Source organism: Ktedonobacter sp. SOSP1-52 (assembly GCF_016587395.1).
This window is the reverse complement of the sequence record NZ_BNJH01000001.1, coordinates 499,896-521,636: the sequence shown is the minus strand read 5'-3', so window position 1 is coordinate 521,636 and position 21,741 is coordinate 499,896. Positions and strand designations below refer to the sequence as shown.

Genomic DNA, 21,741 nt, shown 5'->3' with positions numbered 1-21,741 from the left:
GTTCTCCCTCTATCCTCCTGAGCACGACTTTTCTTGAAGGAATCACCCTCAACAAGAAAGAGGATGCGTTCACAGATGGTAGTGCTATGATCCCCAACGCGCTCAAGCTTATGAGCGACCCGACACCTCGCCGTATGATGCTTGAAAGGGGTGCGCACTCAAATTGGGCAAAAAATAAATCGGTCCCTGCGATGGTAAACAGGGCATCAGCGGCCAGCAACCTCCATCTTTTCCACCTCTGGAATGATCCTGGTTGCCAGGAGATCCAGTGGCTCCAGATCGGCAACATTAGGCATATAAACGATAGCCTGGTCAATGCCCAGCACGGCCTGCCCTCTGAAATACTCGATGGCAGCCTCCGGTGTATAGCTGTTGTTGCGACCGTCTCTGGTGACATAGAGAGGATCCATCGTGGTTTTCTCAATCTCTGTGTAAGGGCGACCGATTGACTGGCAATGGTCGCGCAGCACATTGAGCTTGCGCTGCAATTCGTCTTTGCCCAGGCGAACGAAATTGCAGGCATCGCCGTACTGGGCCACCAAACGCAGCGTCTTGCGCTCACCTGTACCACCGATCACGATAGGTGGATGTGGCTTTTGCACGGACTGTGGCGAGTTCAGCGGTCGCTCAAGTTGATAATATTTCCCCAGATAGGGTTTCTCGTCACCTGCCCACATCTGGTGCGCAATTTGCAGCGTTTCTTCCAGACGCTCGAAACGTTCAGCCGTGGGTGGGAGTGGAAGGCCCAGGCCGCGATGCTCCTCCTCAGTCCAGCCTACACCGATGCCAAAGTAAGCCCGCCCATGCGAGAGCACATCGAGCGTGGTCGCCGTCTTAACAAGCAGAGCTGGTTGACGATAGGTCACGCCGGTAACCATCGTACCCAGCTTCATGTGATTGGTAACCCCTGCTACAAAAGCCAGTGCGCTCCAACCTTCCAGCATCTCATGCTCTGCGGGACCGTTGAGTGAGATCTGGAAGAAGTGATCCATCACCCAGAGACTATAGAAACCAGCCCGCTCAGCACGCCGCGCGATAGTTGCGAACGTATCGCCGAGTTGCCCCTGATCATCTGACCAGGTGAAGTTAGGCACCTGCAATCCTACACGCATAAAAATCTCCTTTGTTATGAGCTTAGAAGCGATTGCTCAAAAAATCTGAATGACTAGCCCTAGCACCTGGATCAATCGCTTTTGTCGAAATTGCATCACAGGTTGCTCGTGCAAAACAGGCGGGCTGGCCTGCAATTTCCGGTTTGTGAAGCATAATGCGCCGGATTTTGCCACAATAGTCTGCAAATTTCACTGGGTTATCGGCGCAGTTTTCCATTTCAGTGTCGAATTATCGGCAGAGTGAGCACTGTTATCGCGTCAAAAATTGTGCCGATAATCCGACTGGACCGATAAAGGAGCCACTTTTCAGGCTCATTTGCAAAACTGCGCCGCACTTATCCACTTTGCGGAGACGTCGCCGCTATCTTAACTCAGAGCCTTTAGCGATGCGCGTGGCCGCCGTGACTTTGTCGTGACGCGCCGCTATTTGAACTTGACGAGATCCTGGAAGATCAGTTCAGCCCAGGTATTCCCTCTGGCCTGGACGAGCGAACCGCCATCCTTGAGCGGTCCTAGCGCAATCGGCGCGAAACCGAGTTGTTCGGCCAGAACCGCGACCGGCGCCACCGCATTTTCGTCGTCGCTTGACAAAAACACGACGCGGCTGCCGCCATTCACGCTCGGATCAGCGGCCAGAACGGCAGCGGGCAGATGGTTAAATCCTTTTACGAACCTGGCGCCGGGAAACGCTTTGGCGACAACTGCGGACGACGGCTGACCATCCAGGTCTTCAACGGGAGCATTTGTATTTGTCGCGTCGATGATCGTCTTCCCTTCCCAGCTCGGCAGAGCCTTCGCAACCTCGCGGTGCTCCCAGAACGGGACCGCTAAGATGATTGTGTCGGCCTCGAGTGCATCCCGCAGCGACTTGGCGACGACCGTGGGTCCAATCGCCCGAGCCTGCGGCGCCAACGCCTCGGGCGGCCGGCGGCTCGCGACGGTCACGTCGATGCTTTTACGGGCGAACGCCTGGGCGATGGCCTGGCCTACCGAGCCGAATCCTACAACTGCATAACTCATAATGCTTCTCCAATCCATGTTGATATTGATTCCCCGGCCTTCAACGGCGCTGGGTTATCCGCTTCGCTGCATGGCGACCTTCGCGAGATCTTCCAGAAGCTTCTGATGAGTGCACCAGAACACATCGGGAGCTTGCTTCACCAGCGCCAGCCGCGGGACCGCGCCGAGTCAGACCTGAGACATGCCCCCGTCGACAACGAGATCGATGGCCGTCGTGAAACGACTGTCGTCCGAGGCAAGATAGAGTGCCGCAGCCGCAATCTCCTCAGAATGCCCGAAGCGTCCCAACGGAACCACCGAGACGTAAAAATCCGTCAACTCTTTAGAAATTCCGGCGTAGGCAGCCGTGTCGCCGATCGCTCCCGGACTAATGCTGTTCACCCGGATTTTGCGGTCCTTCAAGTCGTTCGCCCAGCTTCGCGCGAACGACCTGACCGCCGCCTTGGCAGCCGCGTACACGCTTGCTCCAACATATCCCTTGAGGTGCGCATTCGAGGCGTTGAGGATGATCGAGCCGCCGTCGCGCATGAGGGGCAGCGCTTTTTGGACGGTGAACAACGTACCTCGGACGTTGAGATTGAGCGTATCGTCAACCAACTGCTCCGAGATCAACCCGATCGGCTTGTCGACTTCTCCGCCGCCGGCACTGGCGAAGACGATATCGATGTGGCCCTTTTCGGATCTCACCTTCTCGTAGAGCCGGTCCAGGTCCGCCAGGCTGGCGGAGTCGGCGCGCACGCCGGTTACGTTCCGGCCAATCAGCTTGACGGCCTCGTTGAGCGCCTCCTGCCTCCGGCCCGTGATGAAAACATAGGCGCCTTCTTCAACGAACCGCTTGGCACTCGCCAGCGCCATACCGCTCGATCCACCCGTGATGACTGCAACCTTACCTTCAAGTTTTCCCATGACTTCTCCTTTTTACATTACGACAGCTAATTATCACAAAATTACGACAGAACGATTGAATTTACACTTCGATTAGTCGAACTTGGCCACGTCTTGGAAAATGAGTTGGCCCCACGTGTTACCCCGTGCCTGGACGAGCAGCCCGCCCTCGCCGAGCTTTCCCAACTCGATCGGTGCGAAGCCGAGCCTGTTGACGAGGACTGCCACCGAGGCGCTCGCCGCCTCGTCGTCGCTGGAGAGAAACACGACCCGCCGGCCCCCCTGGGGTGTTGTCGGTCCTTGAGCCAGGACGTCTGCAAGCAGATGGTTGAAGGCCTTCACCACCTTTGCGCTGGGCAGCACCTTGGCGATGGCAGCGGTTGAGGGCAGTCCGCCTAGCTCCTCGGATGGGACGCCAAACGCATTGGTGGCGTCGATGACGATCTTTCCTTGCCAGCTTTCGGCAGCCCGCGCGATCTCCCGGTGGGCGGCGAAGGGCATGGCCAGGATGACGACGTCGGCCTTGATGGCCTCCTCTATCCGCAGGGGGATGAGTGACGGGCCAATCTGCGCTGCCAGCGCGTCCACGGGCCGCCTGCCTGCAACGGCGACTTCGATCCCCTGGTGGGCGAACGCCTGGGCGATGGCCGTTCCAATCTTGCCAAGCCCGATGATTGCATAACTCATTGAATGCTCCTTTGATAGTCGTCGGAAACAGGGATATCGCTTGGGCGAATGCCAGCTCCCTCCTGTCCCAACAAGTACTTGTCCCGACGAGTAGTTGATAGTAACCTTCGGGCCTCAGACCTGGCCGATGCCACCGTCGTTCATCGTTTTCTTGGTGGAGAGGGATGTGTTTTGTGTTTCCTCAACCACTGTGATAGAGTATAGAAGAGAGATTACCTTATGACAAGTACTGACTTTTTGGTAAGTATCATTTAGGCTTGAGTTGCTCGAAAAAGGGCAAATAGAGGTGGACGTGAGGACCGCTCTTTGCCGTTGCTTCCGAGGAAGGGAGAATGGTGCCCTGTGCTGTTCTCTGTGGAGGTCCTCACCATTTGAGAAGGAGTTACCTAGTATGAAGAAGACGCACTATACCTGTGGTCTGGATGTCGTTCTCGAACTGATCGAGGGCAAATGGAAGTTTCTCGTCCTGTGGAACCTCGCCAGCGGACCCAAGCGGTTCGGCGAGTTGCGAAGGCTCGTTGGGGGAGTCAGCGAGAAGATGCTCATCCAGGAGCTCAAAGAGATGGTGGCCGACAACCTCACGATTCGGCAGGACTTCCAAGAAGTCCCTCCGAAGGTGGTCTACTCGCTCACCGAAAGTGGAATGGCCCTCGCCGAGGCTTGCAAGCCACTATGTATGTTGGGAACAGAGATCGCGAACCGAGAGGGATTGGCTATCGGGTCATTTGAGTTAAGTCTGGAGCGATAGAAGAGGGGGTTCTAAAAAATACTTAAGGGACCGTAGGATGAAAAAACGCATGGCAGTGGAAAAATGCATATATAGCCATTGCGCGTTTTGCATAGAAGACCCCGCCACTATCCGTTACAATGGCTTCTGGAGCGCCGTAATTGCACAATGCTTTGGCAAGCACTCGAAGGTATGCGGCAGTATCCTGCCTTTCCGAGATAGCAGAAGCGAGCAGCATTCTCGAAAAATTCTCTAGGATACTCATGACATATACTGGTCCTTTGATATTAGGAAGTTGGTGATGCTCGATATACCGTATATCGATACTCCAATACTCATGTCTCCGAGCGGCTTTGAAGGGCATCTCCTTCTTGGGTTTCGCTGGTCCTTTGGGCTTGTCCTATCCATAAAGAGCGCGATTTTTGCCATGATGCGTCCACAGGTGCGCGGAGATACCTTTATTCCCTCCTGGAGTAACGCGGCATGCATGCGCCATTCCCCAATCAGCGGGTTCTCTTGCTTTTTGCGAATCCCATTGGCGACTTCAAGCGTGACCTTTCTTGGGCGCGGATGCCGAGCGTGCGACTTGTCATCCAGGCTCTTGACCCCTTCCTGCACCCAGCGTTTCAGTGTCGTGTACACCGTCTGTTTGCTCAACGCCAAATACTCGGCGATGGAAGCAACGGACCATCCTTCCGCATGGAGCTGCACAACGTTGTGGCGACGCTGTGCCGGATCAGGGGTATCGTTCCAGAGAAGAAAGCGACGCATCTGGATGGATGGAGGCGGGCCAGAAGCCAACACGGTTTTGATCGAATGATGAGAGGGCCGCCGCTGAAAACGAGTATCGCAGATTTCTGCAATCTCACGGATGGACATGTTCGGCATTTCCACACGCAGATCAACAATTAACTGACGCATATCCGGTGGCAGACTTCGTGCCGTTTCCGGTGGCTGTTTTCGTGGCCTAAAAGCGAAGAAGCTGACCATGCCTTGCTCATCAAAAGCGTCGGCTTTGCGCTCCAGGCTGGTGCGTGGCTCGCCTGTCTCTTGTGCCCGTTGAAACGCCGGATCACCGAAAAGTACGACAGGGCGCAAGAGTTCATAAGCCGTTTGCTCCGGCCAGAGCGTATATTGTTGAATAGTTTGCCAGTCCTCGGTATGCTCTCGCTGAACGTGCTTGCGTTTTGGCACCGTGCTCCCTCCAACACGATGAGATAGGCTGATGCATCAATCGTACGTTTGTTGAACAACGAAAGCAGGATCTGACATTGGTCCTATGTGTGTGGCGACAGCTTGTCGTGAGGTGACTTCTCCTGCTATGGTAGCTCCATCCGTGTTCCTTGATGCTAGGAGGCACGGCACGAAAGGCGAAAGAGGAGCTTGCCCGATGCCCGTTGCGTTTTTAACTGCCGAACAACGAAGCCGCTACGGCTGCTATATCGGAGAGCCATCTCCAGAACAACTGGCCCTCTATTTTCATCTTGATGACCGTGACCGCACCCTTCTGGAACTGCGGCGTCATGCCCATACCCGTCTGGGCTTTGCCCTCCAGCTTTGCACCGTTCGGTTCCTGGGAACGTTCCTCGCTGATCCCACCGATGTCCCACAAAGCGTGCTTTTGACGCTGGCCGCTCAACTCAATATTGCTGATGTTGCAGTCCTGGCCCGATACCGTGAGGGGCAGATGCGACACGATCATGTTCACGAGATTATGCGGGAGTATGGCTATCACGATTTTTCCTCGCAGCCGCATCACTTCCACTTTGTGCGCTGGCTCTATACACGAGCCTGGTGGAGCGAAGAGCGTCTGACCGTCCTCTTTGATCTCGCGATGGCTCAGCTCGTCGAACGGAGAGTGCTACTCCCTAGCGTCAGCGTCCTGGAACGCTTCGTCTCCAGTGTCCGTGAGCATGCTTCCAGGCGTCTATGGCAGCGACTCTTCCAGATTCCAACACCGCGCCAGGCGGCCCTGTTGGAAACCTTGCTGGTGGTTCCTGACGGAGAACGACAGACGCCCTTAGATCGGTTGCGCCGTGGGCCAACACGGGTCAGCAGTCTCGCACTCGTTGTGGCATTACGGCGAGTGGATGCCATTCGACTCTTTGAAGCGGAGCATCTCGATCTCTCCTTTGTTCCCAAGGGACGAGTCAAAGCGCTGGCGCGCTATGCAACCACCGCTCAAGTTCATACCCTACGGCAGCTCGCACAGGAGCATCGGATCGCCGCGCTGCTTGCCTTTGCACACACTTTTCTGGCAACCGTCCATGATGATGCCTTAGATCTCTTTGATGCCCTGATGCGAACGGCATTTTCTCAAGCGACGCGGGAAGGGCAACAAGAACGGCTGCGCACCCTACGCGACCTGGATACCGCTGCTCAGGTGCTTGCCTCGGCCTGCCAAATCATCCTGGATGAGGCACATGACACGATGACGCTCCGAGAGCAGATCTATGCCCAGATCTCCGCCGAGCAGTTGCAAGCCGCCGTGGGAACCGTCGGCGCGTTAACGCGTCCCGCTGAGGATACCTATGCGCAAGAACTGCTGGGCCGGTATGTGATGATGCGCCGTTTTCTGCCGTCGTTGTTACGAACCCTCGACTTTGATGCCACGCCCAGCGGAGTACCCACCCTGTCCGCCATCCACTTCTTGCAACGGATTGAAGGGCGGCCACGCGCATCCATGCAAGCGGCTCCGCGCGACGTGATTCCGCGAGCGTGGCAGCGCTATGTACTCCCACGCAGCAGTTCGGAGGGGCAGGGACGGCGAGAGACACACGTGGACCGCCCGGCCTACACGGTCTGTGTCGTTGAACGCCTCCATGAGGCATTGCGGCGTCACGATGTCTTTGTTGATCCCAGTGAACACTGGGGCGATGCCCGCGCCAAGCTTTTGCAATCAGAGCAATGGGAAGGGATTCGTGCGCAGATCTGCCATACCCTGGGGCGAGAGATGGCTGCTCCGCAAGCACTCACCCAGCTTGGAGAACAACTGGAAGAAGCCTACCAGCGAGTGGCGACGCGCCTGCCAACCAACACCGCCTTGCACATTGAGCAACAGAACGGAGAAGACGTTCTGGGCCTGGAGCGTCTCGAACGATTGGAGGAGCCCGAGAGCCTGCGCATCCTTCGTGAGTCGGTCGGGAGACGGCTTCCCCTGGTTGATCTGCCAGAGGTCATCCTAGAAGTGGCTCATCACACGGGGTTTCTCTCCCAGTTCACGCATATCAGCGATAGCCATGCGTATGTGGATGATTTGCCGCTCTCGCTGTGCGCAGTGTTACTGGCCGAGGCGTGCAATATTGGTCTGACGCCGGTCATTCATCCAGAAATTCCCGCCCTCATGCGCGACCGCTTGTCCTGGGTGCGCCACCATTTCCTGCGCGCCGAGACCATTACCCGTGCTAATGCCTGCCTGGTCCAGGCGCAACGCGATATCCCACTGGCGCAGATCTGGGGAGGTGGATATGTCGCCTCCGTTGATGGTCTCCGCTTTGTCGTCCCCGTGCGGTCTGTCAATACGGGACCCAATCCGCGGTATTTCGGTCAGGGCCGAGGCGTCACCTATCTCAACTATACCTCTGATCAGTTTACGGGCCTGGGAGGGTTGGTCATTCCAGGGACGATCCGTGATTCTGTCTACGTCCTTGAGGCACTCCTTGAGCAAGAAAGTGGACTGGTTCCTCTCGAAATCATGAGTGACTCCGGCTCCTACAGCGATCTCATGTTCGGACTCTTCTGGTGTCTGGGGTACCAGTTCAGCCCCCGGCTTGCGGAGTTGAGAGAAGCTCGCTTCTGGCGCATGGACCAAACTGCCGATTATGGGCCATTGAATGGCCTAGCGCGGCACCGGATCAACACCAATCTGATTACGACCAATTGGGACGATATTTTGCGCGCTGCTGGCCTGTCAGTGTTTTTTTGACGGAAAGATACCTGGACTTTGCACATTTTTTAGAGGCGAAGCCTCAGCTCTTCGAGATTGAAGGTATACTCACATAGCTTGCGGAGAGCTTTGAGTCCAATATCTTGCGCATGGGCTGGGCTCTACAAAGACGTTTTTTAACATCACCATTTCCGCCAGAATCGAGAAAACTTCCTTCCATGAGTGCTCAGTGTGTCAGAGAACCGAGAGACAGCCTTCTCGGGCCCTTTTTGACGAGTCCCAGATCGATAAGAGACAGAGGGGCTGTCGGCAGGATTTTCCAAAAATGTGCAAAGTCCAGGAGAGTAGGGTAAGAGGCCGGGTCCTGGTTGCCCAGGAACACCAACCCCTCCCCTCCGAACAGTGCTTGCACGTTTCCGCGCACACTGCTCTCCAAGAGCCGCTACGATCAGTGTTCAGCGTGGAAGGTAGGCCAACTGAGAGAGTCTCAGTCCGTCATATTCTCCACGATGGATCTTTCGGTGGCAATCTGAGCAAACGGGAACTTGCTTTCGGTTCATCGCTCGCAAGAGACTGTTGAAACCGGTGGCTATCCGTTTGTTCGAGAGTTTGCGAATGTGTCGAACGTGGTGCATCTCGATCTGCCCTTTTGCTTCTCCACAGATGCAGCAGGGCTTTCCCAGCTTCGAGCGGGTTCTCAGGTGGATCACCGTTCGGATGACATCAACGTCGCGTTGTGTTCCGCCCTGAAAGGCGAGCTTATTCTTCGTCCAATCGCGATTGAGGTAGAAACTCACCTTCCGATCTGCTTTTCCTCTCTCGTCTTTAAGAGAGTAGGATAGTTCTTTTCCAAAGCGTTGAAAGACCCCGGGCACGGAAATCCGGTATTTCTGCGCCAGCGTTTTTGCGAGCGAGAATTTGAGAATGTACTGAATGCGGGACAGGTGTTTCCAGTTGTCCGTAAAGCGGTAATAGTTTTGGAGTCCGCGATTGACTCCGCTGTATAACTGGATGATCTGGTCCGCGTCCAGTTGAGTCCACAGTCGCTTGGGTGTAGGTTCTCCTGTTGCCGTGCAAAAGCCTCGGCTGTTCAGCCGCCCGATCAGCTTGTCGATGGGAGCTTTCATGATGGTTGCCCATCCCGTACTACGACGCTTGATCGTTTTCCCTTTGCTGGTCTTTTGCTGAACAACTTTCGCCTCGCCTCCGTTGCCGATGGAAAGACGTGTCCCCAGGAAGAAGGCTTCTTCGGTCCGAGCATGGGTAATGTGCGTTTTCTCTTCGTTGAGTGTCAGCTTGAGGTGATCTCTGAGGAAGCATTTCACAGCTTCCTTGATTTCCTCGGCTTGCGCGTGACTCCCACACAGACCGATCAGCCAGTCGTCGGCGTATCTCAGATATCTCAACCTGAGATAGTCTGGATCGTTGACGACTTTCGAGGGGGTTTTCCTGATCTGTTTCATCAGGCTTTTGAACGCTTTGGTTTTGGTTTCCTGGCGTGCTACCATCCGGTTCTTTTGATAGATGAGCTTGCTCCATTCAGGATTGTCTCGCTTAATGGCTCCTTTTTCTTGTTGTTCTTGCAGATGTTCGATGAAGACATCGAGTTCGTGCAAGTACACATTCGCGAGGATCGGGCTGAGAATGCTGCCCTGGGGGGAGCCCACGAGGCCTTCCTTCTTGGTCCCGTGCAGGTCCAGGTATCCTGCTTTCAGTAGTTTCCAGATGAGGTTGAGAAAGCGTTCATCCTGGATTTTCTTGCGCAGGAGTTGGACTAAGACATGATGGTCGATTTCATCGAAGTAGGCTCGAATGTCTCCCTCGATGTACCAGTTCACGGCTGTCCAATGGGTGCGGATTTCTCGCAGAGCTGTATGGCAACTATGGGCTGGTCGGAACCCATGACTCGTTCCCTGAAAGTAGGGAGCGGAGGGGCTATCGTAGATGGCTTCCAGGATCGTCTGCATGACTTCCTGGACGATCTTGTCTCTCACACAAGGAATGCCGAGTTTGCGCATCTTGCCGTTGGGCTTTGGGATAAATTGTTGCCGTACCGGTCGGAAGTGAAATTGTTCGGTTCTCATTTCTTGTATGATCTCTTGGATTGTGGCAAGAGAGAAGCCATCGAGCGTCTCGGCGTCTGTTCCGGGGGTCATATTGCCAGGTTTGGATTTGATCCGCTCGTAGGCAATGATGTAGAGATCTTCTCGATACATCATTCGATACAGATTGTGGTTGATCCACTCTTTCTTGCTGTTTAACTGTTGTAGGCGCTCCAATCGCGTGTTGGTCTTCTGGCTCATCCGGGCCAACCTCCTTTGATTGAAACTGACTCTCTGTAGAGTCCTTCCCCGTGTCCCTTCCATTACGAAGGGCGTTTGAGTACTATGACTCCTCCGTCGCCGTGCGCTTTGCAGCGTTTAGGCGATCCCCAAGTTACCCATGTGGGTCGCTCCGTCCGTAGGTGTCTCGTTCGTCATTTCCCATTCCCTATGGGCTGGCTCTGATGCAGGCTGGATGAGCGCATCGTACCTTTCGTTCATCCCATCAGATGTGGGCAGTAACGCCCTCCCACAGGACACGCATTGTCCGCCGTGACTGAGCTTCAAGCAGTTTCGCTTTCACCATAGACGGCCTGGCTGCCCGCCCTCTGGTCCCTGGCGCTAGGACTTCAGCGGGCTTTTGACTTCATGCTCTTGTTCCCCTGAGCCTTTCGGTTAGAGGTAAGAAGCTGCTTTACTCACCTCGCCTGAGTGAGGCTGCATTGGGTTTGCAGCAGACCTTCATGGGCCTCTTTGGGCGCACTACGACGTACCATATAACTGAAAAATCGGCGCTCAGCTCAGCACCGGTCGGCCCGCGCCACATCATAGCTGAGCCACGCAAACTGAGCCACTGCAGTTCTCTGCGATGAGCAGGGCAACCTACACGTTCACCAGCTGTGCGCTCTGCTCCCACAAGTGTCGCTGGAGCGACTCATCATAGGAGATTGCGGCTGACCGCTTAGGAATGCTCTTCACAAAGTATTGGCCGGTGACGCCCTCCACCTTGGGTGAGGAGGCCAGGTAGATCGATGTTTTCGCCCCCTTGTCGGGGCTAGTGCCAAAGCTCCCGAGCACTTTCACGAGCAGGCGAAAAGCGGGTCCGACATCCTTCTGCCCGAAATGCGTTGCCACGAAGCCAGGATGCAGGCAGTTGACGGTGACTCCCGTTCCTTCCAAGCGGCGCGCCAGTTCGTAGGTGAACAGCACCACGGCCAGCTTCGCTTGCCCGTAGACTTTCATGGAGCCATAGGGATTTTTTGATTGCAGGTTCTCCAGCTTGATGTAGCCTGCTTCATGCGAATTCGAGCTGACATTGACAATCCGTGCTGGTGCGCTCGCTGTGAGCACATCAAGCAGCAAATGTGTCAGCAGGAACGGCGCCAGATAGTTCACGGCCAACGTCATCTCCACTCCATCCACGGTTTCTCGCCGCCCAGGGAAGGCCACTCCTGCATTATTGATCAGCACATGCAGGTGCGTGTAGTGGTGCTGAAAGTCCTCGACGAGGTGTCGGATGGACTCTTGCGAGGACAGGTCTGCCAGCAGGAGATCAACCGCGGTATTCTTGCTTTTCGTGGAGATCTCGCTCCTGGCTTGCTCACCTCTGGCACGGTCCCGGCAGACCATCACGACGGTGGCACCCATCTGTGCCAGTGCCAGCGCGGTGGCCTTCCCGATCCCTGAATTGGCACCGGTCACCATGCAGATCTTCCCGTGCATATTGCTCTTCACTGTTGGCATGATACGATCCTTTCATAACCTAGACGACCCGCGCCAAGAAGGTCCTTGACGCAGACCTAGCATGGCGGGCCTAGCCGCTCACGCGCGCGACGCGCATTCTGGCGAGGGCGGTCACATTGAATCCCTTCGCGAAAAGCCAGATCGGCAGGAGCAATTCGAACAGGCCTCCGGGAACGAGCCCGACCAGTCCCAGGCCAGCCACCGTGTCCACGATGCCGAGCATGTCCAGCACCGAGACCCCCAGTAACGCTGGGTAACCGATGAGACCGAGCACCGCCAGCCATCGGGGAACGAGCCTATTCCTGAGCAGCATGTAGCTCAGCATCAAGCCGCCGAGGGCGGTGTAGACGTAGACGAGCATCAGGGTCCAGTGACGCAGCGCGATGAGCAGGGTGCCGAGCGTTTCACTACTCGCCCCCTGTGTCGCCGTGGTACTCAAGGTCACCAGTAAGAGCCCACCCAGACCAAAACCGACGGCAGCGATGGCAAGCTCCGCAATCCTCATACCCGCGTAGCCAAGGGCGAGTGCTGGATGCTGCTGTTTCAAGATCGGATACAGCAGCACCGCGAGTCCGGCGGTGGCGGTCCCTTCGATGAGCGCAATCAGCGTCGCTGCGATCATGAGCTGCGCGTGGTCGGCGACTGCGGCCAAGAGGTTGTGGGAGCCCAGGATCGGTGTCATCAGCACATTGCTGATGATGAAGGTCGCGGTCGAAATGAGAAACAGCGCTCCCACGAGCACGGCGGTTCTTCTGTTCGGGTTCAGGTCTTCCTCTTTGAGTTCAAGGGCAGCAGGTGAACCATCTGTGTGATATATCATCGCTTTCATGTGTGTCTTTTCCTCATTCATGCGTTTGGGTGAGGTGGTAGGTGTGTTCGTTTGTGTCATGAGTATTCTCCTTCAATTTTATGCCACCGTGATGACGACTTTTCCTTTGGCGTGTCCTTCTTCCAGATAGCGGATAGCCTCGGCAGTCTCACCTAACGGGTAACGTCTATCTATAACAGGGACAACTTTGCCGGCTTCAAGCAGCTCTTTCATGAACGCCAAATCCTTCTGGCTTGGTTTCGCCACCCCCATGGAACCCATTTTCTGGCTCCCAGTCATGGAAATCACTGGCCCCAGGAGCATGGCTTGGACCATGGCTGCCATGGAACCTCCGATCATGACATACACGCCTTTGGGATTTAATGCGCGCTTGTAATCGAAAATCGAATGATAGCCGTTCACCGCGAAAATGAAGTCATAGCGCTGCCCATTTTTGGTGAAATCTTCCTGGGTGTAATCAATGACCTGGTCTGCACCAAGTGAGCGCACCATGTCTACATTCCGCGTGCTGCACACGGCCGTGACGCGAGTCCCGAACGCTTTGGCAAGCTGCACCGCAAACGTCCCCACACCACCAGACGCACCATAAATCAACACCTGTTGTCCTGGCTGTATCTGTCCTTTCGCGCGCAGACCCTGTAGGGCGGTGACGGCCGCGAGAGGGACGGCGGCTGCTTGCTCGAAGGTCACATTGGCTGGTTTCAACGCGAATGCATCTTCACGAGCACAGACGTACTCGGCAAAAGCGCCCCCACCACATTTGGTCAAGTCCCCGAATATCTCATCACCTGGCTGAAGTAGCGTGACATTCTTGCCAACCGCTTCCACCCACCCTGCTAGGGCAGCTCCAAGTATCTGGTGTTTTGGTTTGAGAAGCCCAAAGCCCATGAGGCGCATCAAGAACGGTTTCCCTCTCAGGAGGTGCCACTCAGCGGCATTGACGGATGCCGCATGAACTTTTACCAGGACTTCATTGTCCTGGGGAGTCGGTTTTGCAACCTCTTTGAGCTGAAGAACATCAGGTGATCCATAGTGTGTGTAGACCATGGCTTTCATGGTGTCTGCACTCGCGACCGGGAACGCTTCACGGTCTGCTCGTGTGGTCTTTCCAGTGGTCTGTGTCATAACAATGCTCCTTTTTCTCCCGCTGCCAGGTCACGTTTCCTGTGCAGCACCATTTCTAATACGATGTGAGTATTCTGTGAGAATGCTCACCACATGAAGTGTTCCCTCCATCAAACCCAGTGCAACTCAGAGTCTCAATCGATTGCCACCAGGGCAGCCCGTCTGGCGGCTGGCTTGACGGTCTTCACGCCGATCACGAGCAGGTAGAGGACCATCGAGATTTCCGCGATTGCTGACGGGATCCAGATAAAGGCATGAATCTCTTTGCCAAAGTCTGGGACCAGGAACGCCGCGAGCAAGTCCACGAGGTAGCAGGCACCCCCCACGATGAGCAGGACGCCCAACCACCTGGGAAACCACCCTGCTGATTTGTAGGCGAGATACCCCAGCGGCACCAGCCACAGGCCAAAGAAGATCTGCGCGATGGAGATCCCATAGTGCTGGGTGTCGAGCAAGAGCAGCACCAGGGCATTCGACCCTGCGGTGCCCAAGGCGGCCAGGTTGATTGCACCGGTTGCAGCCCGCAAGCCCTCAAACTCGAAGACCGTGTTGAGGCAGACGATGCTGGCCCCGATTGCGACAAGGACGACCATTGCCCTCGCCACGCTCTTGTTCACATGCTTGAGCAGCAGGTAGAGAGTCATTGCGAGGAAGATCCAGACTACCGCATTGAACAGGTCGGCGACGATGCCGAGACGCACAAGTCCAGAGTTCCCGATGACGTTTCCAGCCGTAGTCGCCGCGTCGCCGACGGCGTACACTTTGGGGTACACAAAGCCTTCGGCAAAGCCGCCGAAGATGCCGACGAGCAGGTAGAGGACGCCGGCGATTCGCGCGAGGCGCCTGGGTGAGTTCACCGTGCTCTCGCCTTTGGTGGGGTCGGCCACCAGCGAGCCGCGGTCCGATCCTGAAAGTTGTACGTTCGTATCCATTCCGGGGGTAATTCTAGTTGCATCCATCTTTTCTGCTCCTTTTTTGAACGCTCTTGTCGTTTGACTCATAAGTTAATTCTGGTCCCGATCCTTTTCAGTGTCCTTCATTAAAACCAAATCTTTCTGGTTTGGTTTCGCCGTGTCCATCTGACCGATTTTCTTCCTTCAGGTCCTTGCTACCCATGATCGCAGAACGAGAACTGGGAACACATGAGGCCGGGTTGTCAACCCGGCGGCTCTGCGTGGTACGTCGCCCCGGTTCGGCGGGTCCTCAGTCGCCATGAGGACCCACTGACTCGCCCCGGCTTGCCAGCTGGTCAAGCTGGCAACACCGACGGCGAAGGCGAGCTATGACCGACGAGCAGCGGAAGGATTGGTGGCGACAGCCGCGCTGGCATCTTGCGTCTCGCTGGAGAGGATCGGTGAGGGCTGAAAGCCTTTGACGACCAGCCAGACACCTAGCGAAAACTCAAAGAGCGCGACCGGAACTGCGGACAACCCTGCCAAGGGGGCATGTAGCCCGAGAAGACCGAACATCACAGCGAGGTAGCCTGCGAGGAGGATGGGACCTCCAACGATTCCGATCAGGGCAAGACCTCGAGGCACCAGGCGCGACTGGTATAGCAGGAAGCCCAGCAACAGGTCGCATATGGCCGGCATGAAGCTTTGCCCTTGGAGGAAGATGCGGTCATACAGGGTGGCAAGCGCATGGCTGGTGACCAATGCCCCTGCTCCAGCTCCGGCCTGCCGCAAGGTCACGATCGACATAAGGAACGCCACGCCGACGAAGATGGTGCCGGATTCCAGAATTCGGGAGGCAACCAGGCCCAGCGCGGCTGCTTCGTTCTGCTTCTTGAGCACCGGGAACAGCACGACGGCGGTGCCGATGCCAGCGAGGGCCACGATGATCTCCAGGATACCGCCGATGATGGCGGCAGTGTCCGGGCCCGCGCCGATGATGTAGTTTGCACTCTTGACCGAACCGTAGATAAAGAGGGTCGGGATCGAGACAAAGGTGAGCAGGTAGAGCACGCCCGCGACAAGCGCGGTCTTTCTCCGTGGACTCATCTGAACCGCTTCACGGTCCGCTTGAAGCGGGCCTGCTCGTGTGGTCTTTCCAGTGGCCATTGTCATCATAATGCTCCTTTTTCTTACGCTTACAGGACACGTTTCCTGTCCAGCACTATTTCCAATAATACGTGCATCTTCGGCGAGAAGGCGCGCCCCATGCGGTGTCTTCCTCATACATGAGAGGGGAGGATATCGAGGAACAACGCACTCGCTCCAGGGTCTCTTGTAGGACTCACGGTTCGCTCCTGTTCCCGGCAGTTCGCTACGAAGTGTTCTGCCATGAGCAAGCGTCGGACCGTCATCGACTTCCCACGCGTGTGTGCATGTCGGTTTCCCGTTTTAGGCGGAGCTCCCTGTCATCTCTCTGTGCACCAGGGGTGTAGGAAGTTCTCCAACCTGGGCTTGCGGCTGTTGGTACCGGATGTGCTGGTCAATCGAAGTGAGCACATCATGTAAGGCATTGCGTTGCTGCATGGCACCTATTGCTGCGGTAATCAGCAGAGGATGGATGAACAGCCCAACCGCTCCTACAGCAATCTGATCGACCCAGTCCTGCGCTCCTACTTTCACGAGCGTCCCACCGTTGACACGCTGGAAGAAAATCGCGAGGACCTTATCAAAGCCGGTAATGGCTCTCAAGGTGCTTTCCTTCTTCAGTTGAACGGTGGTCTGGTTGACATCACCAAAGTGTTGGGCCTCGTAACCCTGTGCCTGGTATTCAAGCACCAGCCCTTCAGCAAGCACTGGAAGAGTAATCTCCTGGGTTTGATAGAAACGGGTTTCCATGGTCGTCCTTCTTTCTGTTGGAGGGAAGGGTAAGTAAGGGGTGCGTGTGGTGACTGACAGATCAGGCCATCGTTGTCGCATCTCTTGCTCCTCGTCAAATCGACTGAGGGGATGTGAGTGGCATGACTGGGGAATGCAGAAGAAGGGAAATACGAAGCTGCTTCTGTTGGAAGGGAGAGCATTGCACTTACTCTTTCTTCTCCTTTAGAGTATAACATAATTCTCTAGTATTTATCAAGTACATAAAAAATTACAAATTTCTGTTATAATGAAGTCAAGGCCATTGAGGAGAAAGGCGAAATAGGTTCCTTTGTAGCTCATGTCAGCTTACGTGTGCTCTGCCCTTTGAACGGACGATGTACCATATAACTCGTATTATATGGTAGCATCACTGAAAATCAGAGAAGCCGATTGACTCCCAATCGGCTTCTCTGGCTGATGTTTCTCTCTCTGTTACTCAATGGGGCCCTTGAGTATTAATGGAACGAAAAACGGTTCTGACGCAAAGTTAGTGGTAAGCCCGTCAATAACAATCACTTTCAGCCGAGTGGTACCCATCCAACACACCTGTCTCTTCATGATGGTCAAGCAGCACAAAGGACACGTGTGCGAAGCAGATCAAAATTCGCACTTCCATACATGCTTCGTTTGATGAATTTGAGCCGATTGACGTTCCCCTCCACAGAACCCTGGCTCCACTTCAAGCTCAACCCTGCTCTCACTGCCGCTTCATCGCGCTGTAACCCTTTCGCAAAGCTGATTAATTCTTCAATCCCACTGTTTTGAACCTCCTTGAACCACGGCGTCAGTCCTCGATCAGTCTGCTCATGAAGCAAATGAACGAACGCCTGCGCGAGGCGATAGAGGACGGCAAATCTTGTTGCACCCTGACAGAGCTTCTCGAGTTGTGTCAGCTGCTTCTTCTTGAGGCGCTCGACAGGAAGAAGGAAGCACCACCGCAATGGGTCTGGGGCTGGAAGCGTGGCTTTCAGTGGCTTGGGTTGTCTGCTTTGCTTCCTTCCTGTCATCGCTTTCATGCCTGCCTGCTGACGCAATTGCGTGACGTAGTTCGTGACCACTGAACAACAGCCATCATAGCCACGTGTCCGAATTTCTCGATACAGCTGTGAGGAATTATCACATCCCTCTTCCGTAAAACGATGGGTGAGGTAAGGGATATATGGCAGAAGCTTCGTGGGACGAGATTTATACACAGGTGGATGAGGCGGTCCTTGCAGGAGTTGTCTCACCTTCTTGCGGCTCATGCAAAGTTCTGTGGCAATATCACCCTGGTTGTACCCTTGCTGGGAAAGCGAGATGACTCGCTCGTACACGTCATTCTGCGTTGCTGGCTCATGTGTTTGTCTGCTTCGTGTCGTTGCAGCGGAAGTGAGCGATCAGGTTGCTGCAGGCGTTGTGTGATTTGACTGAATTCTTGGCGCTCCAGCGCCAGATATCCTGGCATCAAAGCAACCTGAGAACGCTTGAGAAGCCAGAGACATCAAAATCGCCCCTGCCACATTAAATGGCGGTGCTTCTGCTCAGCTTTTTCTGATCCTTGATGTGAAACATTTCAGGAAAGACAGCGACGGAAAATGAGGCAAAATTGTCACATAAAATGGCACATTGTTCCGGCAAAGCCGCTTCTAAACTGGCCTGATTCTTTGTCAGGTAAAATGCCAGATCGCCAGTTAATTTGGCGTGATGACGAAATACAGCTAGTAGTGAGCACACCTGAAGCATGATTACATTCTCCCATGATGTTTCGCCAAATTATGGGGCACTGGCTGTCTGCTTCCAGCCGCTAAAACCATCGGCATATTATCTGGCAAAGCCGCCAATAATTAAGTCAAATGACACGTTGAGCTGTCCCACCGAAGATCTGCTCGATGGTCGAATACTCTCGACGCAGGATACGTTCGAGCGTCTCTCCCAAGTTCTGAGAAAGGTGAAATCGATCAGCAATCTGGGTAGCAAGAGGTGCCGCTTCTCGGGCTGCCTCGGCATAGGTTCCTCCACGGTCACGACTAATGACATCGACTCCCGGATGGGCCTTGAGCCAGGCTGTAACGGTCGCCTTTTCCCTATCCGGTAACAGATCAACCACCTGCCGTTGTTCAAGGTCGACGAGAATCGTGCCGTAGATTTGGCCTTTACGCAGAGCAAAATCGTCGATTCCAAGCACCTGAGGCGTTGCCCGTTCGGGAACCTCAAGTGCTCGAACAAGCCGCAGGAGCGTATCAGAACTCACAGGCAATCCCATACGTTTTGCCAAGAGTGCACCGGCATTTCCTCCGAGCAGGAGACCAATGGTTTGCAAACGAGAAGCGTAGCGGTTGGTCTTACGAGCATACGCTTTGATCGGATCTCCAAGCCGTTCCGCAAACGTACGTCGGGCACACATCGTATTGGAGCAAACGAAGCGGCGCACGTGTAATTTCAGTTGGACCTGGAAGTCAGCCCAACAGAGATCGGTGACAGTACGTGTGTAATAGCAATGGACCTGCCGCGAGGCAGTCTGACAGACAGGGCAACAAACAACTGGGCTTGTGCTCCTCACCATGAGCATGAGTTGTTGATCATGAACATGAAGCTGAGTCAATTTCAGGCCGGGGCAGGATGGTAACAAAAAATCTAGCTCGATTTGAATAACAAAATCCTCCTCACTTCCTCATCATCATAGAAGGCTACTCTATTTACGCATGAGTGCTGAAGATGTTACCACTAACTTTGCGTCAGAACCGTTTTTCGTTCCATTAATACTCACGGGCCATATAGACGCCACGTTTACGGCGCGCCGATTTATCCTCAGGGGCGAGATGCAACCTCAAACGCGCCCACTTTCCTGGGCAATAAACCAAAAAGGGAGATGCTATGATGCATCTCCCTTTTCCTACAAGCCCTCACGTTTCCTGGTAGAGCCACATTAAGTGATGAAGACTTCATTGTTTGAGCTCATTTCTCTTGGGTTCTTTGGGCTCTTCATCGGATAATGTGGTTCTACCGCTCTTGCAGTATAGTTGTTAGTACCGAGCTTTCAAGGTTCCCTACGCGAAGTACTCGGTCGTTTTGTCGCATGGGAGGCGGAGTGAGATGCGTTGCTGTTGGGAGAATGTGTCGATGTATTGCTGTCTGTTCTCTTCGCCTTCGACATAACGGTTCACTAGACGCTTTAAATCGCGCTGAATAAGTGCCTGATCCTCGAGGACCTGAATGGTGCCTTGAATGGTTACATAGCGAGGTCCGTCCTCAACGCAGACAGCGATGCGGGGATCTCGGCGAATATTCCTCGCTTTCTGAAGATGGATCTGGGTATTCATGATGATGTTGTCGTCCTCATCAAGGATGTACCACATTGTTGTCAGTTGCGGGCTACCATCTTTGTTAAGGGTGCTGAGTACCGCGAAATGCTTTTCGTTGAGAAACGCCCGTGCTCTATCAGATAGCCTGGTTGCCATCATAAATGTCCTTTCTTTATCGAGAACGTGAAACATGAGATCTGTACTAGTTCCGATTGAGCCAGTAACAGCAACGCCAATCCTTTATGTAGAAGAATATAAACTATGCCATTAGTGTTATAGTCAAGGGGGGAATAAAGAGTTCTTTTCAAGGGGAAGAAATTTGCTATATGCGCATTGGTGAACTATCGCGTTTAACAGGCGCGAGCATGCGTTCTCTACGCCATTATGAGTCGCGTGGACTGATTAAGGCGGCTCGCATGGAAAATGGGTATCGCGATTACGACGAGAGTGTAATTGAACAGATTCGGGCCATTCAATTATATCTGGGACTGGGTCTCAACACCGATGAAATTGGGAGGCTTTTTACCTGCGAGAGTTTGGGCAAGCGGAGAGATGTAGACGTAAAGCCGGGAGAATGTGGAAAAAATGTGCTGAATCTCTACACAAAGAAAATCCAGGCAATTGATGCTGAGATGCAGGCTCTCGCTAACATGAAGTCCCGCTTGATGGAGAGGGTGAACCTGATTCAGGGTGAAATAGCCACTATTGTCGAGAGTTGAGGAAAACGCAGTCCCCACCTGCATGGGCGGCGTGGCGTCTATGCAAGACGGGCTTCCTCCTGATGCTTCTATTGCATATGATGGGAAGAAGCCCGATATTCAGTATTACTGCGATAAATCGCCTTGCACGCGATAAATCGGGTGCCTATGGAAGTGAGGGATGATTTGTCGGGAATACTATAAATGGAATCTTACGCAACCTTGCTGATCGCAGTTGTGATATGCTGAGAGTTTGCATCGTTTTTCATGCTCTGTGGTTTCTTCAGATGAACCACCTGCTGCCCTTGCATCTTTTTCTTCTTGTCCTTTCTGTCTCGACTCGTTTTGCTCTGATAGAGCACACGAAGCTTGAGCAAATCGACTTCGGCGCGACCATACATACTTCTTTTGATGAGCTTAAGCCGATTCACATTTCGTAGAGTAGGCGGCTAGCGCGTTGCCATCACTGGCACGTTTCCAACCGCCCCTCCCCGAACTTGGCATGCACGTTTCCGCGCACCAAGCTCTCTAGCATCGTCATTTTGTTCATGAACGTGACGGAGACCGTGTCATCGGACGTCCTGCGTGAACGTCGTGATGGCACATTCGGCAGAGAACCAGCGTCTTTCGCTGACGAGCCGCCATGATTTTCACCCATGCCGGTTTTTCTCGCCCTTCATATTTCTGAAGGTTTTTTAAGGCCCGAATATGATGCACCTGGATATGATCGGTGGACCCACAATATTGGGGTTTGGGCATAGTAGGAACAGGAAGTTGGAAGAGGGATCTAGCCCAAAAAGGCCATCTGCTGAAAGCTGAAGAAACTTTAGAACCGATCTTCAGAGGAAGGGAACGGAGGGCGCGACGTAATAGGGGATTTTTGCATAACCCCCCGA

Annotated in this window: 21 protein-coding genes; 3 read left to right on the top strand and 18 right to left on the bottom strand. The window is 54.4% G+C overall.

Annotated features, from left to right (window positions below; all coding sequences use genetic code 11):
• Positions 1-206: 206 nt before the first annotated feature.
• From JMJ16_RS02285 to JMJ16_RS02270, 4 genes are all read right to left on the bottom strand, one after another.
• Entirely contained in the window at positions 207-1,112 is a 906-nt protein-coding gene (locus tag JMJ16_RS02285) for an LLM class F420-dependent oxidoreductase (protein WP_201378079.1), read from the bottom strand.
• A 423-nt stretch (positions 1,113-1,535) separates the two neighbouring features.
• A complete protein-coding gene (locus JMJ16_RS02280) occupies positions 1,536-2,132 on the bottom strand; it encodes an NADPH-dependent F420 reductase (protein ID WP_201378078.1) in 597 nt (198 codons plus the stop codon).
• A gap of 168 nt (positions 2,133-2,300) precedes the next feature.
• Positions 2,301-3,038, bottom strand: coding sequence for an SDR family NAD(P)-dependent oxidoreductase (locus JMJ16_RS02275; protein ID WP_201378075.1), 738 nt, complete (start codon positions 3,036-3,038; stop codon positions 2,301-2,303).
• Between the two features lie 72 nt (positions 3,039-3,110).
• Complete coding sequence (locus JMJ16_RS02270) at positions 3,111-3,704, bottom strand: NADPH-dependent F420 reductase (RefSeq protein ID WP_201378073.1); 594 nt, start codon at positions 3,702-3,704, stop codon at positions 3,111-3,113.
• Positions 3,705-4,095: 391 nt separating this feature from the next.
• Between JMJ16_RS02270 and JMJ16_RS02265 the strand changes: the two genes are divergently transcribed.
• Positions 4,096-4,452 carry a helix-turn-helix domain-containing protein gene (locus JMJ16_RS02265; RefSeq protein ID WP_201378072.1) on the top strand — a complete coding sequence of 119 codons (357 nt, stop codon included), beginning with the start codon at positions 4,096-4,098 and terminating at the stop codon, positions 4,450-4,452.
• 22 nt (positions 4,453-4,474) lie between these two features.
• Here JMJ16_RS02265 and JMJ16_RS56665 read toward each other — a convergent pair whose 3' ends face one another.
• The gene (locus JMJ16_RS56665) at positions 4,475-4,795 is read right to left on the bottom strand and encodes a DDE-type integrase/transposase/recombinase (protein ID WP_201378071.1); all 321 of its coding nucleotides are present in this window, start codon (positions 4,793-4,795) and stop codon (positions 4,475-4,477) included.
• A complete protein-coding gene (locus JMJ16_RS02255) occupies positions 4,693-5,625 on the bottom strand; it encodes a helix-turn-helix domain-containing protein (RefSeq protein WP_201378070.1) in 933 nt (310 codons plus the stop codon). Before JMJ16_RS02255 ends, JMJ16_RS56665 begins: the two co-directional genes overlap by 103 nt.
• Positions 5,626-5,821: 196 nt before the next feature.
• On the opposite strand from JMJ16_RS02255, the gene JMJ16_RS02250 reads away from it, so the two are divergent.
• A complete protein-coding gene (locus JMJ16_RS02250) occupies positions 5,822-8,356 on the top strand; it encodes a Tn3 family transposase (protein WP_201378068.1) in 2,535 nt (844 codons plus the stop codon).
• 416 nt (positions 8,357-8,772) lie between these two features.
• Here JMJ16_RS02250 and JMJ16_RS02245 read toward each other — a convergent pair whose 3' ends face one another.
• From JMJ16_RS02245 to JMJ16_RS02195, 11 genes are all read right to left on the bottom strand, one after another.
• The gene (locus tag JMJ16_RS02245) at positions 8,773-10,620 is read right to left on the bottom strand and encodes a group II intron reverse transcriptase/maturase (RefSeq protein WP_201378066.1); all 1,848 of its coding nucleotides are present in this window, start codon (positions 10,618-10,620) and stop codon (positions 8,773-8,775) included.
• A 621-nt stretch (positions 10,621-11,241) separates the two neighbouring features.
• Positions 11,242-12,102 carry an SDR family oxidoreductase gene (locus tag JMJ16_RS02240; RefSeq protein WP_201378064.1) on the bottom strand — a complete coding sequence of 287 codons (861 nt, stop codon included), beginning with the start codon at positions 12,100-12,102 and terminating at the stop codon, positions 11,242-11,244.
• A 70-nt stretch (positions 12,103-12,172) separates the two neighbouring features.
• Positions 12,173-12,991 carry a DUF4386 domain-containing protein gene (locus tag JMJ16_RS02235; protein ID WP_201378062.1) on the bottom strand — a complete coding sequence of 273 codons (819 nt, stop codon included), beginning with the start codon at positions 12,989-12,991 and terminating at the stop codon, positions 12,173-12,175.
• 18 nt (positions 12,992-13,009) lie between these two features.
• The gene (locus JMJ16_RS02230; protein WP_201382699.1) at positions 13,010-13,987 is read right to left on the bottom strand and encodes an NAD(P)-dependent alcohol dehydrogenase; all 978 of its coding nucleotides are present in this window, start codon (positions 13,985-13,987) and stop codon (positions 13,010-13,012) included.
• Between the two features lie 203 nt (positions 13,988-14,190).
• Complete coding sequence (locus JMJ16_RS02225) at positions 14,191-14,913, bottom strand: DUF4386 domain-containing protein (protein WP_201378060.1); 723 nt, start codon at positions 14,911-14,913, stop codon at positions 14,191-14,193.
• A gap of 423 nt (positions 14,914-15,336) precedes the next feature.
• Positions 15,337-16,233, bottom strand: coding sequence for a DUF4386 domain-containing protein (locus tag JMJ16_RS02220; RefSeq protein WP_236601137.1), 897 nt, complete (start codon positions 16,231-16,233; stop codon positions 15,337-15,339).
• Positions 16,234-16,398: 165 nt separating this feature from the next.
• On the bottom strand, positions 16,399-16,926 hold the full coding sequence (locus JMJ16_RS02215) for a hypothetical protein (RefSeq protein ID WP_201378057.1): 528 nt from the start codon (positions 16,924-16,926) through the stop codon (positions 16,399-16,401).
• Between the two features lie 503 nt (positions 16,927-17,429).
• Positions 17,430-17,873: a transposase gene (locus JMJ16_RS56660; protein ID WP_374228980.1), complete on the bottom strand. Its 444-nt coding sequence runs from the start codon at positions 17,871-17,873 to the stop codon at positions 17,430-17,432.
• A 493-nt stretch (positions 17,874-18,366) separates the two neighbouring features.
• Positions 18,367-18,588 carry a hypothetical protein gene (locus JMJ16_RS02205; protein WP_201378055.1) on the bottom strand — a complete coding sequence of 74 codons (222 nt, stop codon included), beginning with the start codon at positions 18,586-18,588 and terminating at the stop codon, positions 18,367-18,369.
• Between the two features lie 106 nt (positions 18,589-18,694).
• Positions 18,695-19,474 (bottom strand): ISL3 family transposase, encoded by a 780-nt coding sequence (locus tag JMJ16_RS02200; RefSeq protein WP_201378054.1) that lies wholly within the window; start codon positions 19,472-19,474, stop codon positions 18,695-18,697.
• 418 nt (positions 19,475-19,892) lie between these two features.
• Positions 19,893-20,306 (bottom strand): PPOX class F420-dependent oxidoreductase, encoded by a 414-nt coding sequence (locus tag JMJ16_RS02195; protein WP_201373396.1) that lies wholly within the window; start codon positions 20,304-20,306, stop codon positions 19,893-19,895.
• Positions 20,307-20,473: 167 nt separating this feature from the next.
• Between JMJ16_RS02195 and JMJ16_RS02190 the strand changes: the two genes are divergently transcribed.
• Positions 20,474-20,866, top strand: a complete 393-nt coding sequence (locus JMJ16_RS02190; protein ID WP_201378053.1) for a MerR family transcriptional regulator — start codon at positions 20,474-20,476, stop codon at positions 20,864-20,866.
• Between the two features lie 525 nt (positions 20,867-21,391).
• Here the strand turns inward: JMJ16_RS02190 and JMJ16_RS56655 are convergent.
• Positions 21,392-21,604, bottom strand: a complete 213-nt coding sequence (locus JMJ16_RS56655; RefSeq protein WP_374228909.1) for an RNA-directed DNA polymerase — start codon at positions 21,602-21,604, stop codon at positions 21,392-21,394.
• Positions 21,605-21,741 lie beyond the last annotated feature (137 nt).